Source organism: Galbibacter mesophilus, from assembly GCF_023721415.1.
GTDB lineage: Bacteria > Bacteroidota > Bacteroidia > Flavobacteriales > Flavobacteriaceae > Galbibacter > Galbibacter mesophilus.
This window is the reverse complement of the sequence record NZ_JAMQVC010000002.1, coordinates 206,380-233,377: the sequence shown is the minus strand read 5'-3', so window position 1 is coordinate 233,377 and position 26,998 is coordinate 206,380. Positions and strand designations below refer to the sequence as shown.

Annotated in this window: 27 protein-coding genes; 20 read left to right on the top strand and 7 right to left on the bottom strand. The window is 36.3% G+C overall.

Translation table 11 applies throughout. The features are described 5' to 3' along the window. Positions 1–16 precede the first annotated feature (16 nt). The 3 genes from NDQ75_RS07980 to NDQ75_RS07970 form a co-directional block, all read right to left on the bottom strand. Positions 17–313: a hypothetical protein gene (locus NDQ75_RS07980; protein WP_202026949.1), complete on the bottom strand. Its 297-nt coding sequence runs from the start codon at positions 311–313 to the stop codon at positions 17–19. Between the two features lie 74 nt (positions 314–387). Beyond that, positions 388–984 (bottom strand): GTP cyclohydrolase I FolE, encoded by a 597-nt coding sequence (gene folE, locus NDQ75_RS07975; RefSeq protein WP_202026948.1) that lies wholly within the window; start codon positions 982–984, stop codon positions 388–390. A gap of 175 nt (positions 985–1,159) precedes the next feature. After that, entirely contained in the window at positions 1,160–3,001 is a 1,842-nt protein-coding gene (locus NDQ75_RS07970; protein ID WP_202026947.1) for a CocE/NonD family hydrolase, read from the bottom strand. Between the two features lie 389 nt (positions 3,002–3,390). On the opposite strand from NDQ75_RS07970, the gene NDQ75_RS07965 reads away from it, so the two are divergent. Beyond that, a complete protein-coding gene (locus NDQ75_RS07965) occupies positions 3,391–3,810 on the top strand; it encodes a thiol-disulfide oxidoreductase DCC family protein (RefSeq protein WP_202026946.1) in 420 nt (139 codons plus the stop codon). 3 nt (positions 3,811–3,813) lie between these two features. Here NDQ75_RS07965 and pabB read toward each other — a convergent pair whose 3' ends face one another. After that, entirely contained in the window at positions 3,814–5,115 is a 1,302-nt protein-coding gene (pabB, locus tag NDQ75_RS07960) for an aminodeoxychorismate synthase component I (RefSeq protein WP_202026945.1), read from the bottom strand. 329 nt (positions 5,116–5,444) lie between these two features. Between pabB and NDQ75_RS07955 the strand changes: the two genes are divergently transcribed. The 13 genes from NDQ75_RS07955 to NDQ75_RS07895 all read left to right on the top strand — a co-directional run bounded on the left by NDQ75_RS07955 (position 5,445) and on the right by NDQ75_RS07895 (position 18,685). Then, the gene (locus NDQ75_RS07955; protein WP_202026944.1) at positions 5,445–6,074 is read left to right on the top strand and encodes a GNAT family N-acetyltransferase; all 630 of its coding nucleotides are present in this window, start codon (positions 5,445–5,447) and stop codon (positions 6,072–6,074) included. Between the two features lie 9 nt (positions 6,075–6,083). Then, positions 6,084–7,265: an argininosuccinate synthase gene (gene argG / locus NDQ75_RS07950; protein WP_202026943.1), complete on the top strand. Its 1,182-nt coding sequence runs from the start codon at positions 6,084–6,086 to the stop codon at positions 7,263–7,265. Between the two features lie 141 nt (positions 7,266–7,406). After that, positions 7,407–8,381, top strand: coding sequence for an N-acetyl-gamma-glutamyl-phosphate reductase (gene argC, locus NDQ75_RS07945; protein ID WP_202026942.1), 975 nt, complete (start codon positions 7,407–7,409; stop codon positions 8,379–8,381). Positions 8,382–8,409: 28 nt separating this feature from the next. After that, positions 8,410–9,198, top strand: a complete 789-nt coding sequence (gene proC, locus NDQ75_RS07940) for a pyrroline-5-carboxylate reductase (RefSeq protein WP_202026941.1) — start codon at positions 8,410–8,412, stop codon at positions 9,196–9,198. Between the two features lie 99 nt (positions 9,199–9,297). Beyond that, complete coding sequence (locus NDQ75_RS07935; protein WP_202026940.1) at positions 9,298–10,440, top strand: aspartate aminotransferase family protein; 1,143 nt, start codon at positions 9,298–9,300, stop codon at positions 10,438–10,440. Next, positions 10,440–11,636: a glutamate-5-semialdehyde dehydrogenase gene (locus NDQ75_RS07930; protein WP_202026939.1), complete on the top strand. Its 1,197-nt coding sequence runs from the start codon at positions 10,440–10,442 to the stop codon at positions 11,634–11,636. Before NDQ75_RS07935 ends, NDQ75_RS07930 begins: the two co-directional genes overlap by 1 nt. A gap of 86 nt (positions 11,637–11,722) precedes the next feature. After that, positions 11,723–12,505, top strand: a complete 783-nt coding sequence (gene proB, locus NDQ75_RS07925; RefSeq protein WP_202026938.1) for a glutamate 5-kinase — start codon at positions 11,723–11,725, stop codon at positions 12,503–12,505. Between the two features lie 114 nt (positions 12,506–12,619). Further along, on the top strand, positions 12,620–13,402 hold the full coding sequence (proB, locus tag NDQ75_RS07920) for a glutamate 5-kinase (RefSeq protein WP_202026937.1): 783 nt from the start codon (positions 12,620–12,622) through the stop codon (positions 13,400–13,402). Between the two features lie 5 nt (positions 13,403–13,407). Beyond that, a complete protein-coding gene (locus NDQ75_RS07915) occupies positions 13,408–14,352 on the top strand; it encodes an N-acetylornithine carbamoyltransferase (protein ID WP_202026936.1) in 945 nt (314 codons plus the stop codon). A gap of 99 nt (positions 14,353–14,451) precedes the next feature. After that, a complete protein-coding gene (gene argB / locus NDQ75_RS07910) occupies positions 14,452–15,225 on the top strand; it encodes an acetylglutamate kinase (protein ID WP_202026935.1) in 774 nt (257 codons plus the stop codon). A 182-nt stretch (positions 15,226–15,407) separates the two neighbouring features. Further along, the gene (locus NDQ75_RS07905; RefSeq protein WP_202026934.1) at positions 15,408–16,475 is read left to right on the top strand and encodes a M20 family metallo-hydrolase; all 1,068 of its coding nucleotides are present in this window, start codon (positions 15,408–15,410) and stop codon (positions 16,473–16,475) included. Between the two features lie 129 nt (positions 16,476–16,604). Then, on the top strand, positions 16,605–17,885 hold the full coding sequence (gene argH / locus NDQ75_RS07900) for an argininosuccinate lyase (protein ID WP_202026933.1): 1,281 nt from the start codon (positions 16,605–16,607) through the stop codon (positions 17,883–17,885). A 44-nt stretch (positions 17,886–17,929) separates the two neighbouring features. Continuing rightward, complete coding sequence (locus NDQ75_RS07895; protein ID WP_202026932.1) at positions 17,930–18,685, top strand: porin family protein; 756 nt, start codon at positions 17,930–17,932, stop codon at positions 18,683–18,685. Here NDQ75_RS07895 and NDQ75_RS07890 read toward each other — a convergent pair. After that, on the bottom strand, positions 18,675–19,220 hold the full coding sequence (locus tag NDQ75_RS07890; protein ID WP_202026931.1) for an NADPH-dependent FMN reductase: 546 nt from the start codon (positions 19,218–19,220) through the stop codon (positions 18,675–18,677). The two genes, NDQ75_RS07895 and NDQ75_RS07890, sit on opposite strands and share 11 nt — an antisense overlap. A 107-nt stretch (positions 19,221–19,327) precedes the next feature. Between NDQ75_RS07890 and NDQ75_RS07885 the strand changes: the two genes are divergently transcribed. From NDQ75_RS07885 to NDQ75_RS07860, 6 genes are all read left to right on the top strand, one after another. Next, the gene (locus tag NDQ75_RS07885; RefSeq protein WP_202026930.1) at positions 19,328–20,215 is read left to right on the top strand and encodes an aldose 1-epimerase family protein; all 888 of its coding nucleotides are present in this window, start codon (positions 19,328–19,330) and stop codon (positions 20,213–20,215) included. Positions 20,216–20,311: 96 nt separating this feature from the next. Next, entirely contained in the window at positions 20,312–21,277 is a 966-nt protein-coding gene (locus tag NDQ75_RS07880; RefSeq protein WP_202026929.1) for a Gfo/Idh/MocA family protein, read from the top strand. Positions 21,278–21,403: 126 nt separating this feature from the next. Further along, the gene (locus NDQ75_RS07875; RefSeq protein ID WP_202027712.1) at positions 21,404–22,294 is read left to right on the top strand and encodes a 3-hydroxyacyl-CoA dehydrogenase family protein; all 891 of its coding nucleotides are present in this window, start codon (positions 21,404–21,406) and stop codon (positions 22,292–22,294) included. A gap of 172 nt (positions 22,295–22,466) precedes the next feature. Next, the gene (locus NDQ75_RS07870; protein WP_202026928.1) at positions 22,467–23,699 is read left to right on the top strand and encodes a DUF1015 domain-containing protein; all 1,233 of its coding nucleotides are present in this window, start codon (positions 22,467–22,469) and stop codon (positions 23,697–23,699) included. 26 nt (positions 23,700–23,725) lie between these two features. Next, positions 23,726–24,394 carry a YggS family pyridoxal phosphate-dependent enzyme gene (locus NDQ75_RS07865; protein WP_202026927.1) on the top strand — a complete coding sequence of 223 codons (669 nt, stop codon included), beginning with the start codon at positions 23,726–23,728 and terminating at the stop codon, positions 24,392–24,394. A 228-nt stretch (positions 24,395–24,622) separates the two neighbouring features. Next, positions 24,623–25,348, top strand: coding sequence for a YebC/PmpR family DNA-binding transcriptional regulator (locus tag NDQ75_RS07860; RefSeq protein WP_202026926.1), 726 nt, complete (start codon positions 24,623–24,625; stop codon positions 25,346–25,348). Here NDQ75_RS07860 and NDQ75_RS07855 read toward each other — a convergent pair. Together NDQ75_RS07855 and NDQ75_RS07850 are read right to left on the bottom strand one after the other, a co-directional pair. Continuing rightward, positions 25,345–25,893, bottom strand: coding sequence for a 1-acyl-sn-glycerol-3-phosphate acyltransferase (locus NDQ75_RS07855; RefSeq protein ID WP_202026925.1), 549 nt, complete (start codon positions 25,891–25,893; stop codon positions 25,345–25,347). The genes NDQ75_RS07860 and NDQ75_RS07855 overlap by 4 nt on opposite strands. Continuing rightward, positions 25,893–26,975 (bottom strand): iron-containing alcohol dehydrogenase family protein, encoded by a 1,083-nt coding sequence (locus NDQ75_RS07850; RefSeq protein WP_202026924.1) that lies wholly within the window; start codon positions 26,973–26,975, stop codon positions 25,893–25,895. The genes NDQ75_RS07855 and NDQ75_RS07850 overlap by 1 nt, the downstream gene beginning before the upstream one ends. Between the last annotated feature and the right edge of the window lie 23 nt (positions 26,976–26,998).

Here is a 26,998-nt window from a genome sequence, read left to right as displayed (position 1 = left end):
GATTATTCTCTTCTATTTAGGAAGACACTATTTCTGAAACTTCTTTCTTTTTTAGCAAATAAGTGTAAATCCAAGTCAGCGTAAAAGTCGGGATAATATCCAACCCCGGTACAATTTCCTCAATAAAAGTAATGGCCCCTGCTCCTTGCCCTATGCGGCCTTTATACATTCTGGTCATAAGCCAACCTGCAATAGGTGCCCAAATAACATCCGAAAACTCTCCGATCCCAGGAATGGCATAGGAAAACATTCCAATGGCATCAAAAAGGAGTCCGAGAAACAGTTTTTTGTATTTATTGCTGTCTTGTTGCATTTTATCTTACTTTAAACTTGCATACGTTAGTTAAAAGAGATTTCAACACGGCTTAGTCTGACATATAACAATTATCATCCCAAATCCGAACTTATCAATTTTAAAAATTCATTTCTGGTTTCTATTTTTTCAAATTGCCCCCTGAAACCAGATGTGGTTGTCACCGAATTTTGTTTCTGCACCCCACGCATCATCATACACATGTGAGAAGCTTCAATAACCACGGCAACACCCTGCGGTTTCAAGGTGTTGTTGATACATTCCAAAATATCGTGTGTAAGTCTTTCCTGAACCTGTAAACGCCTTGCAAAAACATCGACCACGCGAGGTAATTTGCTCAACCCTACAATATGTCCGTCTGGAATGTAAGCAATATGTGCTTTTCCGAAGAAAGGTAACAAATGATGCTCGCAAAGGGAATACAATTCAATATCTTTTACAATAACCATTTCATTGTAATCCTCAGCAAACATGGCACTTTTTAATATTTCAGAGGCGTTTTGCTCATAACCTTGAGTTAAGAATTGCATGGCTTTTGCAGCTCTTTCCGGAGTCTTTAAAAGCCCTTCCCTTTCAGCATTTTCACCGAGGTCGGTTATTATTTTTTGATACTGACTTTTTACTGAATCAGTAACCTTAATATTGTATTCTTCAAAATTATTGTAACTCATTTTCTTTCTTGTATATTTTTTTCAAAAATGTATCGACGCATAGATATCCCATACAAATTTCCAAAACAGGCTTCGACATAGTGAAGCTTTGTTCAGCAAAACAGCTCAGCTTCATCCAATATACTCGGACTAACACGACCCAAATAATAATAAGACAAATTATCTAAATGAAAGCTTACTTGTCCAACACATTGAATTCAATAGTCGATGAGTTGTAAACTTTGTGGGTTTGCTTTTTGAAATCCTCTTTTTCTGCTTCAAAAATGTTATCTACATAGGTCTGCGGATTAATATCGATTAAAGGAAACCAAGTACTTTGAATTTGCACTTGTAGTTTATGTCCTTTTTTAAACGTGTGATACACATCCTGTAACTTAATATTTACCGCCGTTTCTTCGTTAGGAACAAAAGGCTCCGGATTTTCAAAACTATTTCTAAATCGGCCACGCATTACCTCGCTTCGCACCATCATGTGGTAATTACTCATTTTTAAATAATCCTGTGTTTCTTCAAAATCCTTAGCATCTGGTGGGAAAACATCTATAATTTTTACTACCCAATCTGCTGCCGTTCCCGTGGTGGAAACTTTTAGCTTAGCCAGAATATCACCCACTATCGTCATATCTTCTTCCAAAACAGGTGTTTCAAAAACTAACACATCAGGTCTTCTGGCTGCAAATCGTTGGTCGTCGGTCATATATTTTCGTGGCGTGAATACCATTTTTATGTCTTCGCTATACGGAACCGGTTTCTTCGGGTCACTCACAAATTCTTCAGCTGAATGTTGCAACGTCATTATTTCCGAAAGTGTTTGCCCCTGCCCCATACTCAATGCTTTTTTTGAAGTGTTCTTTGGCGGCCACTCTTCATAGGTGTTCCATTTGTTTTTACCTGTATCAAAAACATACGCTTCTGGCAAACCAGTTTTCCCTTTGCCATTGTCCTTCAAGAAATGATTGAAAAACTTAGTTTCGATAGAATCTTGAAAAAACTTGGAAATGTTATCTCCAAAATAAACATTCCCGATTGCTTGCCTTTCTTTGGTTCTCGCCCAATCACCGTGGCTCCAAGGGCCCATTACCAACGTATTGTAATTGTCGCTGGTCTTTTCGATTTTTTTGTAAGTGGAAAGTGGTCCGTAAAGATCTTCCGCATCAAACCAACCTCCAACAACCATGGTTGCAGGTCTTATATCTTCCAAATGTTGAATAATGCCGCGCGACTGCCAAAATTCGTCATAATTAGGATGCTCCTTTAATTGTTGCCAAAAAATATTGTCTTTTTTATAGTACTTATCCAAATTGGAAAGTGGCCCCGCATCTAAAAAGAATTGATACTGGTCTTGGGTATTCAATTCTGGGAATTGGTACCAACTTTCGGTGGTAGGCTTTGTTTTTTCATATCCGAATAACGCCGTAGCTCGCCAATAACTTAAGAGATAAGCGCCGTTATGGTGAAAATCATCAAAAAAGAAATCACCGATACATGCTTGTGGAGAAGCTGCTTTTAATGCTGGATGCCCACTCAATGTAGCGTACGTGGCATAGAAACCAGGGTAAGAAATCCCCCAAACACCCACATTACCATTGTTGTTTTCTACATTTTTCACTAACCAATCAATCGTATCGTAAGTATCGGAAGCTTCATCAACTTCTTTTCCTTTTTTATTCGGAATAAAAGCTCGCATATTGTCGTAAACGCCTTCGCTGTTCCAACGGCCACGTACATCTTGATAAACGATTATATAACCATCTTTCATCATGGTTTCATTCGGACCAATTTTAGAACGAAATTGATCTTCACCATAAGGCTGGCAACTGTAAGGCGTACGTTGCATAATGATAGGATATTCCCGTGAGGTGTCTTTCGGACTGTAAATAGTGGTATGTAACTTTATCCCATCGCGCATCGGGATGGAAACTTCTTTTTTTGTGTAATAATCTTTTACACTGAATTCTTCTTGCGCCGTTATACAGCTGTAGGAAATGAATAGAAAAAGTAAAAGTATTTTTTTCATTTGATAAAAATTAAAGACTCTCGTTTAAATTTATTATTGATAATTATATGGTTGAAATTGAAAAATTCCACGTAAAACAAACTTACTTGTCCGGTCGAGCGCAGTCGAGACCTATTTTATGCTTCAAATCCAAAAGAACTCTCGACTGCGCTCGAGGTGACTTTCAGTTATGAGCACTTATAGACAACAAAAATATCTACATAATTTTTCAAAATTATAATTCAACATTTCATATTACTGTAATCTAAAATTAGAATTAGCAGTAAATCTCAAATTTATTGGTAAATAAGTTGAAAAGCGAATTTAAGGACGTTAAAAAAGACAAAAGACTGTTTATTTTTCAGCATTGCTCGCTTATCTTTGATTAAAAAGTAGGGAAGTAAGCATTTATGGAAAAGGAGACCAATAAAAAAATAATTTTGTTTGATGGGGTTTGCAACCTTTGCAACAATAGTGTTCAATTTGTAATAAAAAGGGACACAAAAAATGTATTTCAGTTTGCCTCTTTACAAAGTGATATTGGCATGAAACTGTTAGCAGAACGAAATATCGACCCCAACGAAACCGATTCCATTGTGCTTATTGAACCCAATATTGCATACTACACAAAATCTGATGCTGCCATAGAAATCGCCAAAGAACTTGGTGGAGGTTGGCAATTACTATCGGTTTTTGATTATATTCTCCCCAAATCCATTCGGGATACCATTTACGACTTTATTGCTAAAAACCGTTATAAATGGTTTGGTAAAAAAGAAGCTTGTCCGCTTCCCACTCCAGAACAAAAAGCTAAGTTTTTAGACGCTTAAAGATTAAACGCCAAGCACTTGCCGCATGGCTTTGGCTTTTACTAAACATTCCTCATATTCGTTTTCGGGTAATGACTTTGCAGTAATGGCACTACCCACGGAAAAAGAAACGTACTTGTCTTCTGAATTATACAAAATACTGCGGATGATAACGTTAAAATCAAAATCGCCCTTCGGACTAAAATAACCCACGGCACCGCTGTACAAACCGCGTTTGGTTTCTTCCAACTTTTCAATAATTTTCATAGCAGATAGTTTGGGAGCTCCCGTCATACTCCCCATAGGGTAAGCTGCTTTAATAATGTCAACAGAGTGGATTTCTTTTGGAACGGTGGCTTTTACCGTAGATATCAATTGATGCACTTGCATAAAGGTGTAGACTTTGCACAACTCCTCTACCTTCACGCTTCCTTTTACAGCAACACGTGATAAATCGTTTCGCACTAAATCCACAATCATTACGTTTTCCGAGCGCTCTTTTGTATTACTTTCCAATTCGGTTAACAGCAATTTATCTTCCTCCGGAGTCGCTGCCCTTCTGGCTGTTCCTTTTATTGGTTGCGAAATCAATTCTTCCCCTGCTCTTTTTAGAAAACGTTCTGGCGAGGCGGAAAGCAGATACTTTCCTTCATGCTTTAAAAAAGTAGCAAAAGGCGGTTGGGAAATTTCGTTTAAATTTTGAAAAACCTTTAGAGGGTCAATCTCGGTGTCTTCAGCATAAAACTCTTGACAAAAATTAGCTTCATAAATATCGCCTCGATGTATGTGTGCCAACATTTCATTTGCCTTAGAAAAATAAGCGTCCTTATGAATACGCATTTTTATTTTAACGTCTTCTTTATTTTCTTCGGAAAGTATTTCCGAAGTTAAAGAATGGAGTATGTTTTGATGATCCTCTTCTATTTCATCATCTATCATTCCTAAATAATGAAACTCAACTGAATCTTTTTTTAGAAAAATCAACCGTTTTGGTTGAAAGAAAAAGAGGTCTGGAAAATGGAGTCCGTCAAAATTTTCAGAAGAAAGATTTTCTACATCATTTTTCAGGTCGTAAGTTAAATATCCAAAAATCCAATCGGCAGTAGTTGTTTGGTATTCTTTAAGATCTTCAAAAGCGTTATGATAATCTGTTTTTATGGAAGTAAACGCATCCACAGCAAGAACAGCTTCGTAGCTGCTGTAAGTTTGTTTGTAAAAATTGCTATCTAACCAAACTACTTCTTCAAATTGGGATGCCCATTGAAAAAGTTTCTTTTTAAACATTTCAATATGGTCTATATTAAAATGTTTAATTGCTCTCCTCATAGAAATTTCCTGGTTTTTATTGTTGTTACAAATTTAACAAAGAATACGACTTTTAATTTAATTTTTATTCATAATATTGTAGTGTAATTAAAACAAAGAACGAACACTTGCGTAATGCAAAAATTAGCAATTAAAATACAAACCATTTTAGAGAAGTTGTTTTCTACAACAACTCCCTCTTATGTATTGGTTCCTGTACGCCAAGTTCGCTTTCCTCGTCGCCGTCGCCCGTAAGGGTGATTTCTACTTTATGGAGCTAAGGTGTGTCCGGCTCCCTTTTCAAAACAAACATTTATTCATTTTTTAATAATTCTTTAATTAGTAATTGAATGCAAATAGTTATTGCAAACGAAACGCATATTAAATATGCTCAAGAGATCTGTGATACCATAGATGAGTCCGCTCGACAGCGTGGGACCGGTATCGCCAAAAGAACTCCTGAATATATTACCACCAAAATACAGAATGGTAATGCGGTAATTGCTATAGACAATGGTAAATTTGCGGGATTTTGCTACATCGAAACATGGGGCCATGGAAAATTTGTAGCCAATTCCGGATTAATTGTGCATCCAGATTTTAGGGGACAAGGTTTGGCCACCGAAATTAAAAAGAAAGTTTTTCAACACAGTAGGAACAAATTCCCCGATGCCAAAATTTTTGGTATCACCACGGGACTGGCCGTAATGAAAATCAATTACGATCTTGGCTACGAACCCGTTACTTTCTCTGAATTAACAGATGATCCCAGCTTTTGGAACGGTTGCAAAACCTGTAAAAATTTCGACATCCTTACCCGAAATGATGGCAAGATGTGTCTTTGCACAGGAATGCTCTACGACCCTGTTGAAAAAGAAAAAACAAAAAAGAAACACAAATACGACTCTAAAGTATTTACAAGATTAAAAAGCATTAAACAAACACTTTTTCTTAAAAAGGAAAAAGAGAATAATAAATAGCATACCAGAATGAAAAAATTAGTTTTAGCATACAGCGGAGGATTAGATACATCATATTGCGCAAAGCATTTATCTGAAAACGGTTATGAAGTACACGCTGTAAGTGTTAATACAGGAGGCTTCTCTAAGGAAGAAATTAAAAATATTGAAGAAAAAGCCATTGCACTTGGCGCCAAGACTTACACCTCCATCGATGCCGTGCAAACGTTTTATGATAAGGTGGTGAAGTACCTTATTTACGGAAATGTGCTTAAGAATAATACCTACCCTTTATCGGTAAGTGCTGAAAGAATTGTACAGGCAATAGAAATTGTAAACTTTGCCAAGGAAAACAATGCAAAATTCATCGCTCACGGAAGTACTGGTGCTGGAAACGATCAAGTTCGTTTTGATATGATATTCCAAATTTTAGCTCCGGAAATTGAAATCATCACTCCAATTAGAGACAACAAACTTTCAAGGCAAGAAGAGATTGACTTCCTTAAATCTAAAGGAGTTAACATGCAATGGGAAAAAGCTAAATATTCCATTAACAAAGGTTTATGGGGAACAAGTGTTGGTGGTGACGAAACCTTAACTTCTCACCTACCCTTACCGAATGAAGCATACCCAAGTCAGCTTGAAAATATGGGAACTCAAAAGATGAAACTTACTTTTACCAAAGGAGAGCTTACAGCGATTGACGGCAAGAAAGACAAACCTATTAACTTAATTGAAAAATTAGACAAAATAGCTTCTGCCTTCGCCATAGGAAGAGATATTCACGTTGGTGACACCATTATTGGTATTAAAGGTAGAGTTGGATTTGAAGCCGCAGCACCAATGATTATGATCAAAGCGCACCATACACTCGAAAAACATGTACTTACAAAATGGCAGCAACAACATAAAGATTACTTGGCCAACTGGTATGGAATGTTACTGCACGAAGGAAATTACTTAGATGAAGTTATGCGCAACATAGAAGCGTTTATGACCGATGCACAGAAAAATGTTACCGGGGATGTATGGGTGAGTTTATATCCGTACCGATTCTTTATTGACGGAATACAGTCTAAACACGATTTAATGAACGCTAAATTTGGAAGTTATGGCGAAATGAACAAAGGATGGACTGCTGAAGAAGCAAAAGGTTTTATAAAAATTAATGCCAACGCTGCAAAAATCCATCAAGCGGTTAACGGAAAATAGTTGATAGTTGATAGTTGATAGTTGATAGTTGATAGTTGATAGTTGATAGTTGATAGTGAAATTATCAATTTGAAAATTGAAGAATTAAATAATTGAAGGGTTTTATCTTAACAAGTAAACACTTAAACAATAGAACAAAAAATGATAAAAGCAGGAATTATAGGTGGTTCGGGATACACTGGGGGCGAACTAATACGAATTTTAACGCATCATCCGCATGCAGAAATTGATTTTGTATTTAGCACAACCCGTGCCGGAAAATCTATTGTAGAAACTCACGAAGACCTTTTGGGCAGTACGGACTTGAAGTTTACAGGCACCATCAACCCAGATGTTGACGTATTGTTTTTATGCCTAGGGCACGGTAATTCCAAAGCTTTTTTAGATGAGCATACTTTTTCAGAGAACACTAAAATTATTGATTTAAGCAATGATTTCAGACTGAAAAAGGATGCTACTTACAATGGAAGGGAATTTGTTTACGGACTTCCAGAACTTCAGAAAGAAGCCATTTCTGAAGCAAAAAATATCGCAAATCCAGGCTGTTTTGCCACAGCTATACAATTGGCGTTGCTTCCGCTGGCAAAAAACAAGCTTTTAAACAACGATATTCATATTAATGCTATTACCGGCAGTACCGGAGCTGGAGTTTCCCCTTCTGCGACATCTCATTTCAGTTGGAGAAACAACAACATTTCTTGGTACAAGCCTTTTACACACCAGCATTTGGGAGAAATCAATCAAAGTATTGAGAGTCTCCAGAACCAACAACCAACTATCTTTATGTTACCTCAACGCGGTAATTTCACCAAGGGTATTTTTGTAACATCTTACTTGAAATTTGAAAATAGTTTGGAAGAAACTTGGAATTTATTCAAGGATTTTTATGTTAGAGACCCGTTCACACATGTATCTGAAAAAGAAATTCATTTAAAACAAGTGGTAAATACCAACCATTGTTTTATCCATCTTCATAAACACGAAGGTGTATTGCTAATCACTAGTGCTATCGATAATTTAATTAAAGGCGCCTCTGGACAGGCAGTACAAAACATGAATTTACTTTTCGGATTTAATGAAAGTGACGGATTAAATTTAAAAGGAAGTTATTTCTAAAAAACAAAAACAAACAAAAATTAAACAAATGAAAGTTACCGTTATTGGATCAGGAAATCTAGGAAAATCAATCATCACAGGAATTGCATCCAGCGATTTGCTCGATTCAAAGGATATCTTAGTAGCAGACAAATCAGATGAAAATCTTAAAATCATTAAAAAACAAGCAGGTGTTTCTGTAACATCTGACAATATTGAAGCCATTAAAGATTCAAAGTGGGTAATACTTTGTATTCAGCCTAGAATTTTAAAAGTTGTGCTTCACGAAATTAAAAACCATTTAACCAAGGATCAAGTTTTAATTTCTACTGTAACAGGAGTTTCCATAAGTGAAATCAACGAAGTGGTTCCCCAAAATAAAGTTATTAGAGCAATGCCAAATACAGCAGCCGTAAAACAACAATCCATGTCGTTTATCTGTGCTGACGATATTGAGCATGACGATGTAAAATTTGTAGAAAAAATGTTTGGTACCATTGGTAAAACAATGACTATTGAAGAGCATCTTATGCAGGCAGCAACCGTATTGGGAGCAAGTAGTACAGCTTTCTTTTTACGTTTTTTACGCGCGCTTACCCAAGGTGGGGTACAAATGGGCTTTCACCCTCACGAGGCACAAGAAATCTCAGCCCAAGTGGCCATTGGTGCAGCAGCCTTAATTGAAGATGGTACGCACGCCGAGGTGGAAGTTGATAACGTAACAACCCCTCAAGGATGTACTATTGAAGGATTGAACGCGATGGAACACAACGGATTAAGCTCTGCGGTAATAAAAGGTATTATGGCCGCATACAATAGAATTAGTAATATTAATTAAGTTTTTACCGAAGTTAAATTGATGAAAATTATAACATAACCCAATAGCAATGTTAGTTATTTTCAATATCGGTAAATTAGATCAACTCACATACAATAAATGAAACTGTTTGATGTTTATCCTTTATACAATGTAACTCCCGAGACGGGAAAAGGATTGTATGTTTACGATGAAAACGGCACCGAATATTTAGATCTTTACGGAGGTCACGCCGTAATTTCGATTGGTCATGCGCACCCTACCTATGTAGAACGCATTACCGAACAAGTAAACAAACTTGGCTTCTACTCCAACGCCATTCAAAATCCGCTTCAAGTGGAATTGGCAGAAAAGTTAGGAAGGCTTTCTAATTGCGAAGAATACAACCTATTTCTTTGTAATTCTGGAGCAGAAGCCAATGAAAACGCATTAAAATTAGCCTCTTTTCACACCAACAAATCACGTGTGATTGCTTTTAAAAATGCGTTTCACGGAAGAACATCAGCAGCAGTAGCAGCAACAGATAATAGGGCGATCAACGCACCTATTAATAACCAGCACAGCGTCACCACATTCCTTCCTTTTAACCAACTTCACTCTTTAGATTATGAATTAGCGTTCGGTGACGTTTGTGCGGTTATTATTGAACCCATTCAAGGTGTTGGCGGACTGGACGAACCCACAACTGAATTTTTACAAGGTGTACGAAAATTATGTGATAAATATAATGTCGTACTCATCATGGATGAAATTCAATCTGGCTATGGCCGAAGTGGCAAATTCTTCGCATTTCAACATCATGACATAGAGGCTGACATAATTACAGTTGCTAAAGGGATGGGTAACGGTTTCCCAATTGGAGGCGTGTTAATCCACCCTAAATACGACGCAAAGCACGGAATGTTGGGCACCACCTTTGGAGGCAATCACTTGGCATGTGCCGCTGCGCTTGCCGTTCTAGACGTTATCGAAAATGAAAAATTGATTGATAATGTAAATGAAATTTCTGCTTATTTTATTGAAAAAACCAAGGAAATCAATAGTTTACAAAAACTTAAAGGTAGAGGATTGATGCTTGGTATGGAGTTTGAACATAATGTATCAGAAATAAGAAAAGAGCTTATTTACGAGAAAAAAATATTTACAGGCGGCTCGTCAAATAAGAACTTATTAAGAATTTTACCGCCATTAACGATTGAAAAGCATCATATAGACACGTTTGTAAATTCGTTGTCTGATGTCTTAAAAAATCACAACTTGTAATGAATAAAATACTAACAATTTCCGAAAGAAATAATGTATTAGAAACGATGGCAACCCTTATCCGCGAGGAAAAAGATGCTATCATAAAAGAAAACAAGAAAGACCTAGATGGTTATAGTGGTGAAGACCTTGCCATGGAAGACCGTCTAAAAGTAGACGATGCTAAAATAGACGGGATGATTGCATCCTTGAAAGAATTGGCATCTCAAGAAGATCCGTTAGGAAAAGAAAGATTTCATTTTAAGCATGATAACGGAATGGATGTTTACAACAAAACAGCACCATTTGGTACTATCATGATTATTTATGAATCTAGACCCGATGTAACTGTAGAAGCAGCAGGTATTGCTTTTAAATCAGGAAATAAAATACTTTTAAAAGGAGGTAAGGAGTCGTTAAATTCCAACCTTTTAATTGTAGATCTTTGGCATAAAGCCATGAAAAAGCACGGTGTTTCTACCGAATGGGTGGAGTATTTACAATACAACCGCCAAGAAACACAAGCATTTTTAGAGAACCCTACGCAACAAATTGACTTAATTGTGCCTAGAGGTGGTGAACGCCTTATTCAATTTGTAAAAGAAAATGCAAATTGTCCGGTAATCGTGAGTGGACGTGGAAATAACTTTGTATATGTTCATGAAAATTCCGACCTTGATTTGGCGTTGAAGGTAATTGTAAATGCTAAAACCGCGAAAATATCAGCTTGTAACGCATTGGATAAAGTATTAATTGATACCAATATTCCAAACTACAAAGATTTCGTAAAAAGAATTCAAGCGAAATTGGATGAGTTTAAAGTTGATATGCATGTAGATGAAGACTTGAAAGACCTTGACAATGTTACCGTTATCAACGACGATAATATTTGGTATGAAGAGTTTTTGGATTACAAAATTGTTATTGGTGTAATTAATAATGTAGAAGATGCCATTGCCAAAATAAACAAATATTCTGGTGGACACTCTGCATCGATTATTACGACAGACCAAGAAGCTGCAGACTTATTTATGGCTACCGTAGATACAGCTGCCGTTTATCATAATGCTTCTACTCGTTTTACTGACGGTGGACAGTTAGGTTTAGGTGGTGAGTTGGCCATTAGTACCGATAAGTTACACCAACGTGGCCCAATTGGATTGGAACACTTGGTTACCAACAAATGGTATGTTCATGGAAATGGGCAAATTAGATAAGTAACAAATCCTACTCGGATTAAAAACATAAATCAAAAAGCTCTACAACGAGCACACAACTATAACATAACTATAAACACAAAAAAATGAGTAAGCCCAAAAAAAAGAAGAAAAGAATTCTTTTAAAAATAGGATCAAATACGCTTACAAAAGAATCAGATCAGATATCAAGAGGTAAATTAGAGGATATTGGTCGCCAAATTGCAGAACTACAAGACGATTACGAATTTGTTATTGTAAGTTCTGGAGCTAAAGTAGTGGCTAAGCAGTTCGTAAACTTAGAAAGTACTTATAGCGAAGATATTAACGTAAAACAGGCGTTGACATCTATTGGTCAGCCTCACCTGATACGTATATTTCAAGAAAGTTTTAGGGAGTTAGGTCTTTTGGCCTCTCAATGCTTGCTTTCTTATTCAGATTTTGAGAAAGATGTTTCCAAGGAAAACATTGTAAATACTATCAACATCTTGGTAGACAACGGGTACATTCCTATTATTAATGAGAATGATACCGTTGCCACGGATGAAATTCAGTTTGGAGATAACGATAAATTGGCAGCTTTAACAGCCGCTTTATTGAAGGTAGATTTATTGATTATTGCTACAAATACAAACGGTATTTATACAAAACAGTCTTTCAAAGATGGTTCGCCGGAAACGATTGAAGAAGTAGAAAATTTCTCAGATCTTAAGAAAGAAGTAGTAGATGAAGATAAATCTTCTCACGGTACTGGCGGTATGAGTTCTAAAGTTATTGCTTTGGAAATTGCCAATAAAGCCAATATCGAGACTTGGATTGTGAATGGTTTAGAGGATAATTTTATTCTGAATACCATCAATCAAAATACTGCTTTTACAAAAATTGAATGATTTTTAAATAAATAGAAGTTATATAGAAAAAACGCCCGAAAAGTAAATAACAGCCTGTATTCCGATACAAAAGCGATGCTTTTCGGGCGTTTTTATGTTTTGTTTCAACTAAGAATGAATAGCCCAACCAAAAAAAGAATTGTTCTTAAAATAGGTTCCAACACCTTAACTCGGGAAACCAACCACATTTCCCGCGGTAAAATTGAAGATATCGCCAGACAAATTGAGGCGCTTAAAGAAAGTTATGAATTTATTGTAGTAAGTTCGGGAGCCATTGCGGCTGCTAAGCAATTTGTAAATTTGGAAAGCAATGGTAAAGAGATTTACGTAAAACAGGCTTTAGCTTCTATTGGCCAGCTGCACCTAATGCGTATCTATCAAGAAAATTTTAGGGAATTAGGTTTACTTATTTCTCAATGCCTACTCTCCTACTCCGACTTTAAAAGTAATACTTCCAAAGAAAATATTGTGAATACCATAAATATTTTACTGGAAAATGAATACATCCCAATAATCAATGAAAATGATACCGTAGCCACCGACGAAATCAAGTTTGGCGACAATGATAAATTAGCAGCTATGACAGCAGCCCTTTTAAAAGCCGATTTATTGATTATTGCAACCAACACCAATGGTATTTACACCAAAGCATCCCTGCAAAGTGAGCAACCGGAAACTATTAAAGAAGTGATTGGTTTTGAAAGTTTGATTCAAGAGGTCGCCGATGGTAAATCTTCCCACGGAACAGGAGGAATGAAATCGAAAGTAGATGCCGTAGAAATTGCTTCAAAAGCAGGCATCGAAACTTGGATTGTAAACGGACTCAAAGAAAATTTTATAGTTGAAGCGGTAAAAAACACCAGCGCTTTTACTACCATAAAACCTAAAAATTTGTAATGCTCATGCAACAGTACATAGATCTAGAAGACATCGATAATGTGGACTCCCTAATTGAAAAAGCGATTGTCTTAAAAAACAATCCTTTTGCCCACAAAGAACTCGGAAAAAACAAAACTATTGGAATGCTGTTCTTTAATTCAAGTCTTAGGACCCGTCTAAGCACGCAAAAAGCGGCCCAGAACTTAGGCATGGAAGTGATGATTATGAATTTAAATTCCGACAGTTGGGGTTTAGAGTTCGAAGATGGCACCGTGATGGATGCCTGTACAGCGGAACATATTAAAGAAGCCGCGGCTGTAATTTCCCAATATGTAGATATCATTGCTCTAAGGGCCTTCCCTACTCTTTCTGATAAAGCTAAGGACGAAGAAGAACAAATAATTAAAAGCTTTCAAAAATACGCCTCTGTTCCGGTTGTAAATATGGAAAGTGCTACGGCGCACCCTTTACAAGCTTTAACCGATGCTATTACCATAAAAGAACATCAAACGAAAGAGCGACCGAAGGTTGTACTTACTTGGGCACCGCATCCGAGAGCTTTACCACACGCCGTACCAAATTCATTTGCTAAAATGATGCAGATGATAGATGTAGATTTTGTGATTACTCATCCTGAAGGCTACGAATTAAATCCGAAAATAACCGGTGACACTCCTATTGTTTACAATCAAGATGAAGCCCTTAAAAATGCAGATTTTGTGTATGCAAAAAACTGGAGCAGTTATAATGATTACGGTCAAATAAAAAGCACTGACAAAAACTGGATGATTACGCTGGAAAAAATTAAACAAGCTAAATTCATGCATTGCTTACCCGTACGAAGAAATATGATTGTCGCCGACGAAGTTCTGGACAGTAATCAATCGTTGGTAATTCAGCAAGCTAACAACAGAACCTATGCAGCACAAGCTGTTTTAAAAGAGATATTGGAGCAAAGAGGAAAATAGGAAGTGGGTCTTGGGTCTTGGGTCTTGGGTCTTGGGTCTTAAATAAACATATCCTTTAAACTTTACAAACCTTCAACCTTACAAACTTTAAAACAAAATATGAAACTATCCATAATAAAAATAGGCGGGAATTTAATTGAAGATGAGCAAGTGCTGGAAACCGTCCTTTCAAATTTTTCTAAAATCGAAGGTGCCAAGATTTTAGTGCATGGCGGTGGAAAAATGGCTACAAAACTTTCAGAAAAATTAGGTGTTGAAACCAAAATGGTAGAAGGAAGAAGGATAACTGACCGAGAAACTCTTAACATTATCACCATGGTTTATGGCGGTTTGGTCAACAAAACTATTGTGGCAAAACTTCAAGCCAATAACTGCAACGCACTGGGTCTTTCAGGAGCGGACTTAAACAGTATAAAATCGGTTAAAAGACCTGTAAAGACGCATGATTTTGGTTTTGTTGGTGATGTTACTGAGGTAAATGCCGAAATGTTTTCTTTACTGCTGAATAATGACATTACGCCCGTTTGTTGTGCTATTTCACATGATAAAAACGGACAATTATTTAATACAAATGCAGATACGATTGCTTCAGAAATAGCTACGGCGTTAGCACATGGATTTGAAGTTGAACTATACTACTGTTTTGAGAAAAAAGGAGTGCTTCGAAGTATTGAAGATGAAAATTCAGTAATAACCGATATTAACACTGAAATTTACCAAGCGCTTGTAAAAGAAAATATCATCGCCGATGGTATGCTCCCAAAACTGCATAACTGTTTCAATGCATTGGAAAAAAATGTACGTAAAGTTTATATTGGCAGTATAGACATGCTTGGCAATGATGAAGAATTAAGAACAACGATAACTTTGTAGTATGCTACCTAAATAGAAAGTGTCACCCTGAGTCTGTCGAAGGGTTATTGTAAAAAATGCTTCGACAAGCTCAGCATGACAAAGCAATAATATTCGTTTCTAAGGAATGCTAAACCAAATTAACTTTAAACCTCTAAACTTTACAAACATTCAACATTAAAACATTCAACATCAATAATAAAATGACCATAAAACAACTCACTCAAGAAGCGATAGAATTATTAAAATCACTCATCAGTACGCAATCTTTTTCTTCGGAAGAGGATAAGACCGCTGCATTGATTGAAGCGTGGTTTAAGCGATATAATATTCCGTTTAAAAGGGAAAACAACAATATTTGGGCATTTAACGAAGATTATTCCGAAGGAAAACCATTACTTCTATTAAATTCTCATCACGACACGGTAAAACCAAATACCGCTTATACGAAAGACCCTTTCCATCCGCATGTTGAAGACGGAAAACTCTTCGGTTTGGGAAGTAATGATGCAGGAGGCTGTTTGGTGTCGCTCATTGCAACATTTACGTATTTCTACCATCAGAAAAATTTAAAATACAATATCGTTATTGTAGCTTCAGCAGAAGAAGAAAGTTCGGGACCAAATGGTTTAAATTCAGTTTTAAAACACTTACCGGAAATTGAAGTGGCAATTGTTGGCGAACCTACTTTAATGAATTTAGCCATTGCCGAAAAAGGACTCGTGGTTTTTGATGGTTCAGTAAAAGGAACTCCAAGCCATGCCGCACACCCCAACGATGATAATGCGATTTATAAAACTATTGAAGTATTGCAGTGGTTTAAAGATTATAAATTTGAAAAGGTTTCTGAAGTATTGGGTCCGGTAAAAATGACAGTTACGCAGATAGAAGCTGGAAATCAGCACAATGTTGTTCCTGCTGAAGTGAAATTAGTAATAGATGTGCGGGTAAACGACAAATACAGTAATCAAGAAGTGTACGATACCCTTAAGGAACTAGCTCCTTGCGAGGTTACACCACGATCCCTTCGGTTGAATTCATCTGCCATTCCAAAAGATCATGCATTGGTAAAAGCGGGAATTGAGTTAGGTCGAGAAACTTATGGTTCTCCAACTTTATCAGATCAAGCTACTTTAAGCTGTGCTTCTTTAAAGTTAGGCCCAGGAGATTCAACACGCTCGCATTCGGCCAATGAATTTATTTATGTACATGAAATTGAAGAAGGAATCGATTTGTACATAAAACTACTTGGGAAGGTTCTTAATAATTAAAAATGTGGCTATAGAGTTTAATCGGCTAATTTTATTAATCCATAACTTTACAAACATTCAACTTTACAACTTTTCAAACTAATAACTTTATAACTTTACAAACTTTAAACTTCACAACATACAACGCATATGAAACTTTGGGAAAAGGGTTTTTCTACAGATAAGAAAATAGACATATTCACGGTAGGTTCCGACAGGGAATTGGACTTGGTGATTGCAAAATATGATGTTTTGGCATCGATAGCACACGCTAAAATGCTTCAAAAAATTGATTTACTTACGGAAAAGGAGTCAGATGACTTGGTTGAGGAATTGAAAAAAATTGGAAAATCAATAGAAAATGGCGCTTTTATAATTGAAGATGACTTTGAAGATGCACATTCCAAAATTGAATTTCTTTTAACCGAAAGATTAGGCGATACAGGTAAAAAAATTCACACCGCACGGTCAAGAAATGATCAAGTTTTAGTGGCGGTAAATCTTTATTTGAAAGAGGAACTAACTCAAATTAAAAATGAAACCAAAGCCCTTTTTGATGTTTTGATAAACCTAGCGGAAAAACATAAAGAAACTTTACTGCCCGGCTATACCCATTTGCAAATTGCCATGCCTTCTTCTTTCGGATTATGGTTTTCGGCCTATGCGGAAAGTTTAATAGACGATTTATATTTTATCGATGCTGCGCACAAAATAGTAGACCAAAATCCGCTGGGAAGTGCTGCGGGATATGGAAGTTCTTTCCCAATCGATCGTGATTTTACAACCAAAGAATTGGCTTTCGAAACTTTAAAATACAATGTCGTTGCCGCACAAATGAGTCGTGGAAAATCTGAAAAAAGTACCGCTTTTGGTTTAAGCAGCATTGCCGCTACACTTTCAAAAATGTCAATGGATATTTGCCTGTATATGAGTCAGAATTTTGATTTCATCACTTTTCCAGACGAATTGACTACCGGATCGAGTATAATGCCGCATAAAAAAAATCCTGATGTATTTGAGCTTATCCGAGGAAAATGTAATAAAATACAAGCCGTTCCTAATCAGTTGGCCATGCTTACAACCAATTTACCTAGCGGTTATCATAGAGACCTTCAGCTAACAAAAGAAATTATTGTTCCTGCTATTCAAGAGTTAAAATCGTGTTTGGAAATGATGATTTTTTCCATTAAAAATGTTATTGTAAAAGAAGAAATCCTTGAAGATAAAAAATACGATTATCTCTTCAGCGTAGATACCCTTAACGATTTGGTACTAAGCGGAATGCCGTTTAGGGATGCCTACAAAAAAATGGGAGAAGAAATACAACGTGGTGAGTTTGTTCCGAAAAGAGATATAAATCACTCGCACAAGGGAAGTTTAGGGAATTTATGCTTAGAAGAAATAAAAGCTAAAATGGAAAAGCTCTTTTAACGCAATTACGTTATATTTGATAATAAGCTTGTTTACAGGAACTCATGAAAAAATCTAATCTAAAAATCTTATATTTCGTTTTACTTGGTTTTTTCATGTTCTTCCCCTTTATTTCCAATGCTCAAGCCGCCATTCTAGCCGCTCTATTTGGAGATAAAGTTGCTTCGGAAAAGTTTAATGTAAGTATGGAAATTGGGGTTCCACTTACAAATTACAGCAATATTGACGGGAACAGTCCCAATCTGGGCATAAATTTTGGGATTGCAGGAAACCTGAAAATTAATGAGCGCTGGTCTTTAAGTCCGACTGCTTACTTTCTTTCCAAGCGGAGTTTTGACATTGAATCTTTTTCGCTAAACAGCGGAGATGCTTATTTGGACAACATCTATCAAAATGTACCCGCTACCATTTCCATAGATTATATCACTTTGCCCATTTTTCTTTATTATAACATACCCAATTCCAAATGGCGTCTTGGTTTAGCTCCACAGGTTTCTTTTAAACAAAATGTAGATGCCAAATTTAGTTCAGACATTGGAAAGTTTGAACAAGCTGTTGGCATTCACACAAATGATATTGATTACGGTTTGATAGCCAACCTAAGTTACTATTTACGATATAAAAGACACGGAAAAGGTTTGTATGTTAGCCTTCGGTATAGTCAAAGTTTTACGGATGCTTTTAAAAATTCTTTTATTGATGGAAATAACCGAGGTCATTACCTCTCTTTTCACATAAGCCTTCCCTTTATCACCGATGAATTAGCTCAAAAGAATTTAGATACGGGACCTACGCCGTAATCAGTTTTCCTAGAAAATCATCCAATTGGGCTTTATGTTCTTTCTCTAATTGAGGATTGGTAATAGCACCCGCTTTTGTTGAAAAATTCATGTCAAATTCCGGTAGGGAGAATACATTTTCCACTTTTGCACCAAATCGGGGTAACATATTCTCCGTTACGGTAATAGCACCCTTAGCACCTCTTTTACCTGCGGATGTCCCCATTAAAAACACATATTTATCATCTAAAAACTTTCTTTCCAATCGGGAGAGCCAATCCACAACATTTTTAAAATACGCTGAAGGATTACTGTTGTGCTCATTTACACTCAAAATAATTCCATCTGCTTCGGTAAAATCATCTTTTAATTCTACAAGCGAATTTTTGTAACCGTATTTTCGTTCATCGTCTTCGCTGAAAAGAGGGAAAGGCATGTTCGCCATATTCAATAACTGAATATCAAAATCATCTACCAGGGAAACGGTATATTTAACAAGTTCATAGTTTATGGAAGTAGAGGAATTGCTTCCGGAGAGCGCTAGTATTTTTTTCATAGAATACCTATTACGTTGAAAAGATTAAGAACAAGATAGCGAAGTTTTTCTAATTATAGCTTCAGAATTTATACTTTTGATGAGTCGACATAAATCCATAACCATTCATGAAAAATATTGAAAAACTAACCATTAAAAATCCTTTTTTAAAAATTGGAATCACCAAAATTGGTGCAGAACTTTGCAGTATCCAAAACAAAGATGGTAAAGAGTTTATGTGGCAAGCAGACCCAGCCATTTGGGGAAGCCATGCTCCTGTTTTGTTCCCTATAATTGGTGCTTTAAAAAATGGATTCTTCAATTATAAAGGAAAAAAATACTCGGTTCCTAAACATGGATTTATCAGACATAATGAAGATTTAACTGTAAAAAATCATTCCGAAGACAGCATCTCTTTTCAATATAAATATTCCGAAGAAACACTTAAAAACTATCCATTTAAATTTGAGTTTCTTATTTCATTTTCTTTACATGAACGACAGCTTAAAATATTCCATGAAGTTATAAATCATGGAGATAATGAGCTTTTGTTCTCCCTTGGCGGTCATCCAGCATTTAAATGTCCACTGAATGATGGAGAAAAGTATAGTGATTATGAACTGCAATTTTCAGAAAAAGAAAACAGTGCCCGTTTTTTAATTGATGAAAATGGGTTACAAAACGGAAAAACCGAGCCTTTTTTCAATGATGGCGATATCCTCCCACTTACGCACGATTTATTTAAAAGTGATGCGCTCATCTTTAAAGATTTAAATTCTAAAAGCATTCATTTAGCTCATACTTCAAAAGGAAAAATTCTTACTGTTCGTTTTTCAGACTTTGATTACGTGGGGATTTGGGCAAAGACAAACGGAGATTTTATTTGTATCGAGCCTTGGCTCGGTATAACAGATCATGCAGATACAAATGGTGATATAGAAAACAAAGAAGGAATTCTTAGGTTGTCTCCTAAAAATACATTTCGGGCGTCGTACACAATTGAGATTCATTCGTGATATCTTAGAAACAGGCGAGGAAATACTTAATTTAAAATCTGCATACTCATTGGGATTATGCCACAATAACCTTATTTTTGTTTAAAAACATATTCTATGCTTAAAGCTGGTGTTCTAGGTGCGGGTCACCTCGGGAAAATTCATTTAAGGCTTATCAATCAATCCGACAAATATGAACTTGTTGGATTTTACGACCCTGATGAGAAAAACGCTAAAAAAATTGTAAAAGAATTCGGTTATAAATATTTCCCAACTATAGAAGAACTTATTGATGCGGTGGACGTAGTTGATATTGTCACCCCTACCCTTTCCCATTACGAATGCGCTTTAAAAGCCATTAAGAAAGGAAAACATGTTTTTTTGGAAAAACCGATTACCAAAACGGTGGAAGAAGCCGAAGAACTAATTGCCCTGGCTAAAGAGAACAATGTAAAGGGACAAGTTGGGCATGTTGAGCGTTTTAATCCTGCTTTTATAGCTGTTAAGGAAAAGGTTGAAAACCCAATGTTTATTGAAACACACCGCTTGGCAGAGTTTAACCCGAGGGGAACGGATGTGCCAGTGGTTTTGGATTTAATGATACACGATATTGACGTTATTTTAAGCGTGGTAAAATCACCTGTAAAAAAAATTAACGCCAGTGGAGTTTCGGTAATTAGTAAATCTCCCGATATAGCCAATGCACGGATTGAATTTGAAAATGGCTGTGTGGCAAATTTAACGGCCAGTAGAATCTCCCTGAAAAACATGCGTAAATCCCGATTTTTTCAAAGAGACGCTTATATTTCTGTAGATTTTTTGGAAAAGCAAGTGGAAGTTGTTAAAATGAAAGATGCGCCTAAAAAGCCTGATGAATATGCTTTAGTTTTGCAAAATGCTGAAGGCGATAAAAAGCAAATCTATTTTGAAAACCCTAAAGTAACCCAAAACAACGCCATTTTAGATGAGCTAGAATCGTTTGCAGACGCTATTTATAACGACACACAACCACCGGTAAGTCTAGAAGACGGTACAGCAGCTTTAAAGGTTGCCATGGAAATAGTTGCGTTGGTTGAAAAGTAAATCGAGTATTCGATTATTTAAAGTTTACAGTGAAAATTGCTCTGCTGGGTTTTCGATATAGGAAAGTTGTGTCCCGAACAGAAACTCAACCAGTCAAACAAATTTTAAGTTTATAAAATGAAAAAAATAAAAAACATAGCCGTAATTGGCGCAGGAACAATGGGAAATGGAATTGCCCATACATTTGCGCAAAACGGATACAAAGTTCAACTTATTGATATTTCTGAAGACTCTCTCAAAAGAGGCATGGGAACCATTGAGAAAAATCTTGACAGAATGGTAGCCAAGGAAAAAATAACAGAGTCTGACAAGAAAAATACTTTGTCCAACATAAATACCAACACCGATGTAAAGAGTGGTGTAAGAGATGTTCACTTGGTTGTAGAAGCTGCCACAGAGAATGAAACTCTAAAGCTAAAAATCTTTAAAGACCTTAATGAGTTTTGTTCAAAAGAAACCATTCTGGCGACCAATACATCTTCTATTTCCATTACTAAAATTGCAACAGCGGTTGAAAATCCAGAACGGGTTATCGGAATGCATTTTATGAACCCCGTACCGATTATGAAATTGGTAGAAGTAATAAAAGGCTACAATACCAGCAGCGATGTCCTTAAAACCATATTTTCTCTTTCTGAAGCCATTGGAAAAGTTCCGGTTGAAGTAAATGATTACCCCGGTTTTGTTGCCAACAGAATTTTAATGCCCATGATAAATGAGGCTATCGAGACGCTTTACAACGGAGTTGCAGGCGTTTATGAAATCGATACGGTAATGAAATTGGGAATGGCGCATCCTATGGGACCACTGCAATTGGCAGATTTTATCGGTCTTGATGTGTGTTTGTCTATCTTAAATGTAATGTACGATGGTTTCAAAAATCCAAAATACGCTCCTTGTCCGCTTTTAGTAAACATGGTAACTGCTGGCAAATTAGGGGTGAAATCAGGAGAAGGGTTTTATGATTATTCTGAAAATAAAAAAGCGGAAACCATTTCGAAGCAATTTCAGAAATAATTAAGAGCCTGTTTAAATTTGTATGATTGACATTTTGTATAGCCCATTTTTGATGCAGGATAAGGCAAAATTGAAGATAATAGCTGGGCTACTTGATGAAATTTTAACGAAATCATGCGCAAAAATAGGCATAGAAAAACAATTAATATAAATTATAAACAGGCTCTAAACAATGGCTAAAATAATTCCGTTTGCAGCTGTAAGACCTACTAAAGCCAATGTTGGTTTGGTAGTTTCGCGTTCATACGAAGATTATCCTGCAGACGAATTAAACACTACGCTGGAATACAACCCTTTTTCGTTTTTACACATTGTAAATCCGGGCTATAAATTTCATCATGATATTTCCGGTGAAAAGCGTTTTTCTTTAGTTCGCAATCGGTATTTAGAATTTTTGGAAGAAGGAATTTTTCAAAAAGACAAATCTCCTTCCTTTTACATTTATAAAATGAAAACCAAGAAAACGGTTTTCTGCGGAATTTTTGCCGGAGCAAGCGTAAAAGAATATCAAAATAATGCCATTAAAAAACATGAATCCACGCTAAAAAATAGAGAGAAACTCTTTAAGGACTATTTGAAAACTGTAGGATTCAATGCAGAACCTGTGCTGCTCACCTATCCAGATAACCAAGAAATTGAATCGATTTTACAATCGGTTACTCAACAACCCGCCGATTTTGAATTCGCTACTACCGATAAGTCCATTCATTATTTATGGAAGGTAGATAATCAGGAAATTATTCTAAAAATTCAACAAGCTTTTGATGAAATACCATGTATGTATATTGCCGACGGACATCATCGTTCGGCTTCTTCAAGCTTGTTAGCAAAGGAACTTAAAAAGGAGAATAAAGACCATTCTGGGGAAGAATCTTATAATTTTTTTATGAGCTATATAATTCCCGAATCCAATCTGAAAATATATGAATTCAACCGACTGGTGAAAGATTTAAACGGACTAACCAAAGAGGAGTTTCTTATACAATTGGACACCCATTTTAGAATAGAAAATCATGGTGCCGATTTATACAAACCTTCTAAAATTCACCATTTCGGCATGTATTTAGACGGAGAATTTTATTCCCTTTATCTTCGGAAAAATTATACTTTTACCGATTCTCTAAGCAAACTGGATGCCCAAATTTTGTTTGTCACTATTTTAAAACCTATTTTAGGCATAAAAGATTTAAGAAAAGACAAACGTATTCAATACGGTTCTGGCAAATACAACACTATCAAAATGAAAGATTCGATTGATGCTGGTCAGTTTTCCGTTGGATTTAGTCTTTTTCCTGTTGAAGTTTCGCAAATGAAGCAAATTGCAGATGATGGTTTAAAAATGCCTCCTAAAACTACGTACATCGAACCAAAATTAAAAAGCGGACTTACGATTTACGAATTTTAAATTTATTATTTGATAAAAACTATAGAATGTCAATCAAAGAGAATTTAGAAAATATAAAAAAAGAGCTTCCAAAAGACGTTACTTTGGTAGCCGTCTCCAAAACCAAACCGAATGAAGATATTTTAGAAGCTTATGATGCCGGACAGCGCGTTTTTGGAGAAAATAAAGTTCAGGAAATGACCCAGAAATGGGAAGCATTGCCAAAAGACATCGAATGGCACATGATTGGTCATGTTCAACGAAATAAAGTGAAATACATGGCTCCTTTCGTAAGATTAATCCATGGAGTGGACACTTTAAAACTCCTTAAAGAAATCGAGAAACAAGCGAAGAAAAACAATCGTGTAATTAACTGCTTGCTACAAATTCATATCGCCAAAGAAGAAACTAAATTTGGAATGGATAAAGAGGAAGTCCACGAACTTCTTGCTTCGGAAAGTTTTAAAGAAATGAAGCATGTGAAGATAGTCGGACTGATGGGAATGGCTACTTTTACCGACAATGAAGAAAGGGTTAAAAGTGAATTTGAATATTTAAAGCAGCTTTTTGATACCACCAAAAATGAATTTCCCACATCCCAAAAACTCGATTTTACCATTTTATCCATGGGAATGAGTGGCGACTACAAAATCGCCATTGAATGTGGCAGTAACATGGTACGTATTGGAAGTAGTATTTTTGGCGCTAGAAATTGATGCACTAAACTTTCTACTTTTAAACGCTATATACCTTTTCTGATGTAAAATTACCTTGAAAAAAATGTTCTTTTTTCATGATGCTTTAGTATAAAATAAAACCGTAGCTAAGGCTATGCTTAGATTTTCTAATTCGCTTCATAAAAAAATATTCATTTTTTTGCTGTGGTATTTCACAAAAGAACTGGTATTAATTATTTTTGTTCAGAAATTTTAATAATAGATTTTATGGGAAGAGCTTTCGAATTTAGAAAAGCAAGAAAAATGAAACGTTGGTCGGCAATGGCCAAAGCTTTTACACGCATTGGAAAAGATATTGTAATGGCGGTAAAAGAAGGAGGTCCCGATCCCGATACCAATGCCCGTTTACGTGCAGTTATCCAAAATGCCAAGTCGGTAAACATGCCGAAGGATAACATCGAGAGAGCCATAAAACGAGCTTCCGATAAAGAAACCCAGGACTATAAAGAAGTTTTATTTGAAGGCTATGCGCCCCATGGAATCGCTATTTTGGTAGAAACAGCTACCGACAACAACAACCGAACTGTCGCCAACATTCGCAGTTACTTTAATAAATGTAACGGCAGCTTGGGAACTAGCGGCTCTGTTGAATTTATGTTTGACCATACCTGCAACTTTAGAATTCCTGCGGAAGGCATCGACCCTGAAGAACTGGAATTGGAAATGATCGACTTCGGTGCAGAAGAAGTTTTTGCCGATGAAGATGGTATTTTAATTTATGCTCCGTTTGAAAGCTTTGGAGCCATTCAAAAAGAACTGGAAGGAAGAAATATTGAAATCCTCTCTTCTGGTTTCGAACGTATTCCACAGGTAACTAAAAAGTTAACTAAAGAACAAGCAGCAGACGTTGAAAAGCTTTTGGAAAAAATCGAAGAAGACGATGATGTACAAAATGTATATCACACGATGGAAGAATCTTCCGAAGAGGATTAATCTATTTGAAAAGAATATTCAGGAATTTTTCCCTGTACGCCGTCAAAATTTGCATACATAAAATCAAAATCAGATTTCATATCATCTGAAGGATAAAAAGGAGGTTCTATACGAACCTCTTTATTTTTATAATCAAAAGCCACCATAACGATGGGCACTTTGGCTCCTTTGGCTATATGATAAAAGCCAGTTTTCCAAGTTTTAACTTTTTTTCGGGTTCCTTCTGGGGAAAGTGCCAATCTAAATTCTTCTTTCCCATTAAAAAGCTTAACAACAGCTTCGACTGTATTGCTATTTTTAGAACGATCAATAGGGGCACCGCCGGTCCATTTAAAATACCATCCCAACGGAGAGTCAAACAACTCTTTTTTGGCAACGTAGTTCATTTCAATAGCAACCATACTGCGCACTAACACGCCTAAATAAAAATCGTGCCAGCTGGTATGCGGCACGACAATTATTACATATTTCTTTAAGTTTGGAAACTCCCCAACGAGCTTCCATCCCAAAATTTTTCTAAAAATCCAACCCGAAAATTTACTCATTACATCTTCTTAAAGAGACTCCTTAGTTTTTCAGGGGTTATGATGTCTTTCCAATTTTTTCCACAAGCATTTTCCCACAAAGGATCTAAACCAAGCGAAACATTAATCATGGTATCCAGTTCGTTATCCGTAAGATTAGCACATAAACCTTTTGGCAATTGAATGTTGTATTTATCTTTCATTTTCTTGAACATGGCCACGCCTTCTGGGTAAAATTCCTCTAGATGATCAAAAACTATACAATTTCCAATACCGTGTTTTGTTCCCAGAACATATGAAAGTCCGTAACTCATAGCATGTGCCACCCCAACTTGAGAATAAGCAATACTCATACCTCCGTGCCAGGAAGCCATCATCAGTTTGTCTTGGGATTCTTCCTTAGATAAATTCCCATTGTAAAAAACTTCTTTACAAAGTTCTTCCGCTTTTTCGCCATAACTTTCACTGAAAGCGTTCAGGTAAGTTCCATTCAGGGATTCTACGCAGTGAATAAAACAATCCATACCTGTGTAAAACCATTGCTCTTTTGGCACTCCATTTGTTAACTCAGGATCCAATACTACTTGATCAAACGGGGTGAAATCGGAATTAATACCCAGCTTTTTATCGGGTCCTGTTAATACAGTTGTTCGAGAAACTTCGGCTCCAGTACCACTTATTGTTGGAATACCAACATGGTACACCGCCTCTCTTTTCACCAAATCCCATCCTTGATAGTCCTCTGCTTTACCAGGATTGGTAAGCATGATAGCGGCAGCTTTGGCTAAATCCATTACGGTTCCACCACCTATTCCAACTATTCCGGAAGGTGTAACTTCACTTATACCTTTTATTTTATCAACCAACACATCCACTTGATCGGTTTTCGGTTCTTCTTCCGTTGGAATAAAAACGATTTGATCATTGAATAACAATGGGATCCTGGAAAGCATTTTTTCATCATTCTCAAAAACGTCATCTACCAAAAATATAAATGGTGCCTCAGAATTTTTTCTTTCAGGCATCAATATTTCGTCGAGTTGACTAAAGCTTCCTCGTCCAAAAACCACTCTTGGAACCATTGGAAAATTTTTATACTTCATGTATGCTTTTTGAATTTATATCT

Bases quoted from the DNA above. Each gene is read 5' to 3' on its own strand.
- NDQ75_RS07980 (WP_202026949.1), bottom strand. From the start codon at position 313: ATGCAACAAGACAGCAATAAATACAAAAAACTGTTTCTCGGACTCCTT.
- folE (WP_202026948.1), bottom strand. From the start codon at position 984: ATGAGTTACAATAATTTTGAAGAATACAATATTAAGGTTACTGATTCA.
- NDQ75_RS07970 (WP_202026947.1), bottom strand. From the start codon at position 3,001: ATGAAAAAAATACTTTTACTTTTTCTATTCATTTCCTACAGCTGTATA.
- NDQ75_RS07965 (WP_202026946.1), top strand. From the start codon at position 3,391: ATGGAAAAGGAGACCAATAAAAAAATAATTTTGTTTGATGGGGTTTGC.
- pabB (WP_202026945.1), bottom strand. From the start codon at position 5,115: ATGAGGAGAGCAATTAAACATTTTAATATAGACCATATTGAAATGTTT.
- NDQ75_RS07955 (WP_202026944.1), top strand. From the start codon at position 5,445: ATGCAAATAGTTATTGCAAACGAAACGCATATTAAATATGCTCAAGAG.
- argG (WP_202026943.1), top strand. From the start codon at position 6,084: ATGAAAAAATTAGTTTTAGCATACAGCGGAGGATTAGATACATCATAT.
- argC (WP_202026942.1), top strand. From the start codon at position 7,407: ATGATAAAAGCAGGAATTATAGGTGGTTCGGGATACACTGGGGGCGAA.
- proC (WP_202026941.1), top strand. From the start codon at position 8,410: ATGAAAGTTACCGTTATTGGATCAGGAAATCTAGGAAAATCAATCATC.
- NDQ75_RS07935 (WP_202026940.1), top strand. From the start codon at position 9,298: ATGAAACTGTTTGATGTTTATCCTTTATACAATGTAACTCCCGAGACG.
- NDQ75_RS07930 (WP_202026939.1), top strand. From the start codon at position 10,440: ATGAATAAAATACTAACAATTTCCGAAAGAAATAATGTATTAGAAACG.
- proB (WP_202026938.1), top strand. From the start codon at position 11,723: ATGAGTAAGCCCAAAAAAAAGAAGAAAAGAATTCTTTTAAAAATAGGA.
- proB (WP_202026937.1), top strand. From the start codon at position 12,620: ATGAATAGCCCAACCAAAAAAAGAATTGTTCTTAAAATAGGTTCCAAC.
- NDQ75_RS07915 (WP_202026936.1), top strand. From the start codon at position 13,408: ATGCAACAGTACATAGATCTAGAAGACATCGATAATGTGGACTCCCTA.
- argB (WP_202026935.1), top strand. From the start codon at position 14,452: ATGAAACTATCCATAATAAAAATAGGCGGGAATTTAATTGAAGATGAG.
- NDQ75_RS07905 (WP_202026934.1), top strand. From the start codon at position 15,408: ATGACCATAAAACAACTCACTCAAGAAGCGATAGAATTATTAAAATCA.
- argH (WP_202026933.1), top strand. From the start codon at position 16,605: ATGAAACTTTGGGAAAAGGGTTTTTCTACAGATAAGAAAATAGACATA.
- NDQ75_RS07895 (WP_202026932.1), top strand. From the start codon at position 17,930: ATGAAAAAATCTAATCTAAAAATCTTATATTTCGTTTTACTTGGTTTT.
- NDQ75_RS07890 (WP_202026931.1), bottom strand. From the start codon at position 19,220: ATGAAAAAAATACTAGCGCTCTCCGGAAGCAATTCCTCTACTTCCATA.
- NDQ75_RS07885 (WP_202026930.1), top strand. From the start codon at position 19,328: ATGAAAAATATTGAAAAACTAACCATTAAAAATCCTTTTTTAAAAATT.
- NDQ75_RS07880 (WP_202026929.1), top strand. From the start codon at position 20,312: ATGCTTAAAGCTGGTGTTCTAGGTGCGGGTCACCTCGGGAAAATTCAT.
- NDQ75_RS07870 (WP_202026928.1), top strand. From the start codon at position 22,467: ATGGCTAAAATAATTCCGTTTGCAGCTGTAAGACCTACTAAAGCCAAT.
- NDQ75_RS07865 (WP_202026927.1), top strand. From the start codon at position 23,726: ATGTCAATCAAAGAGAATTTAGAAAATATAAAAAAAGAGCTTCCAAAA.
- NDQ75_RS07860 (WP_202026926.1), top strand. From the start codon at position 24,623: ATGGGAAGAGCTTTCGAATTTAGAAAAGCAAGAAAAATGAAACGTTGG.
- NDQ75_RS07855 (WP_202026925.1), bottom strand. From the start codon at position 25,893: ATGAGTAAATTTTCGGGTTGGATTTTTAGAAAAATTTTGGGATGGAAG.
- NDQ75_RS07850 (WP_202026924.1), bottom strand. From the start codon at position 26,975: ATGAAGTATAAAAATTTTCCAATGGTTCCAAGAGTGGTTTTTGGACGA.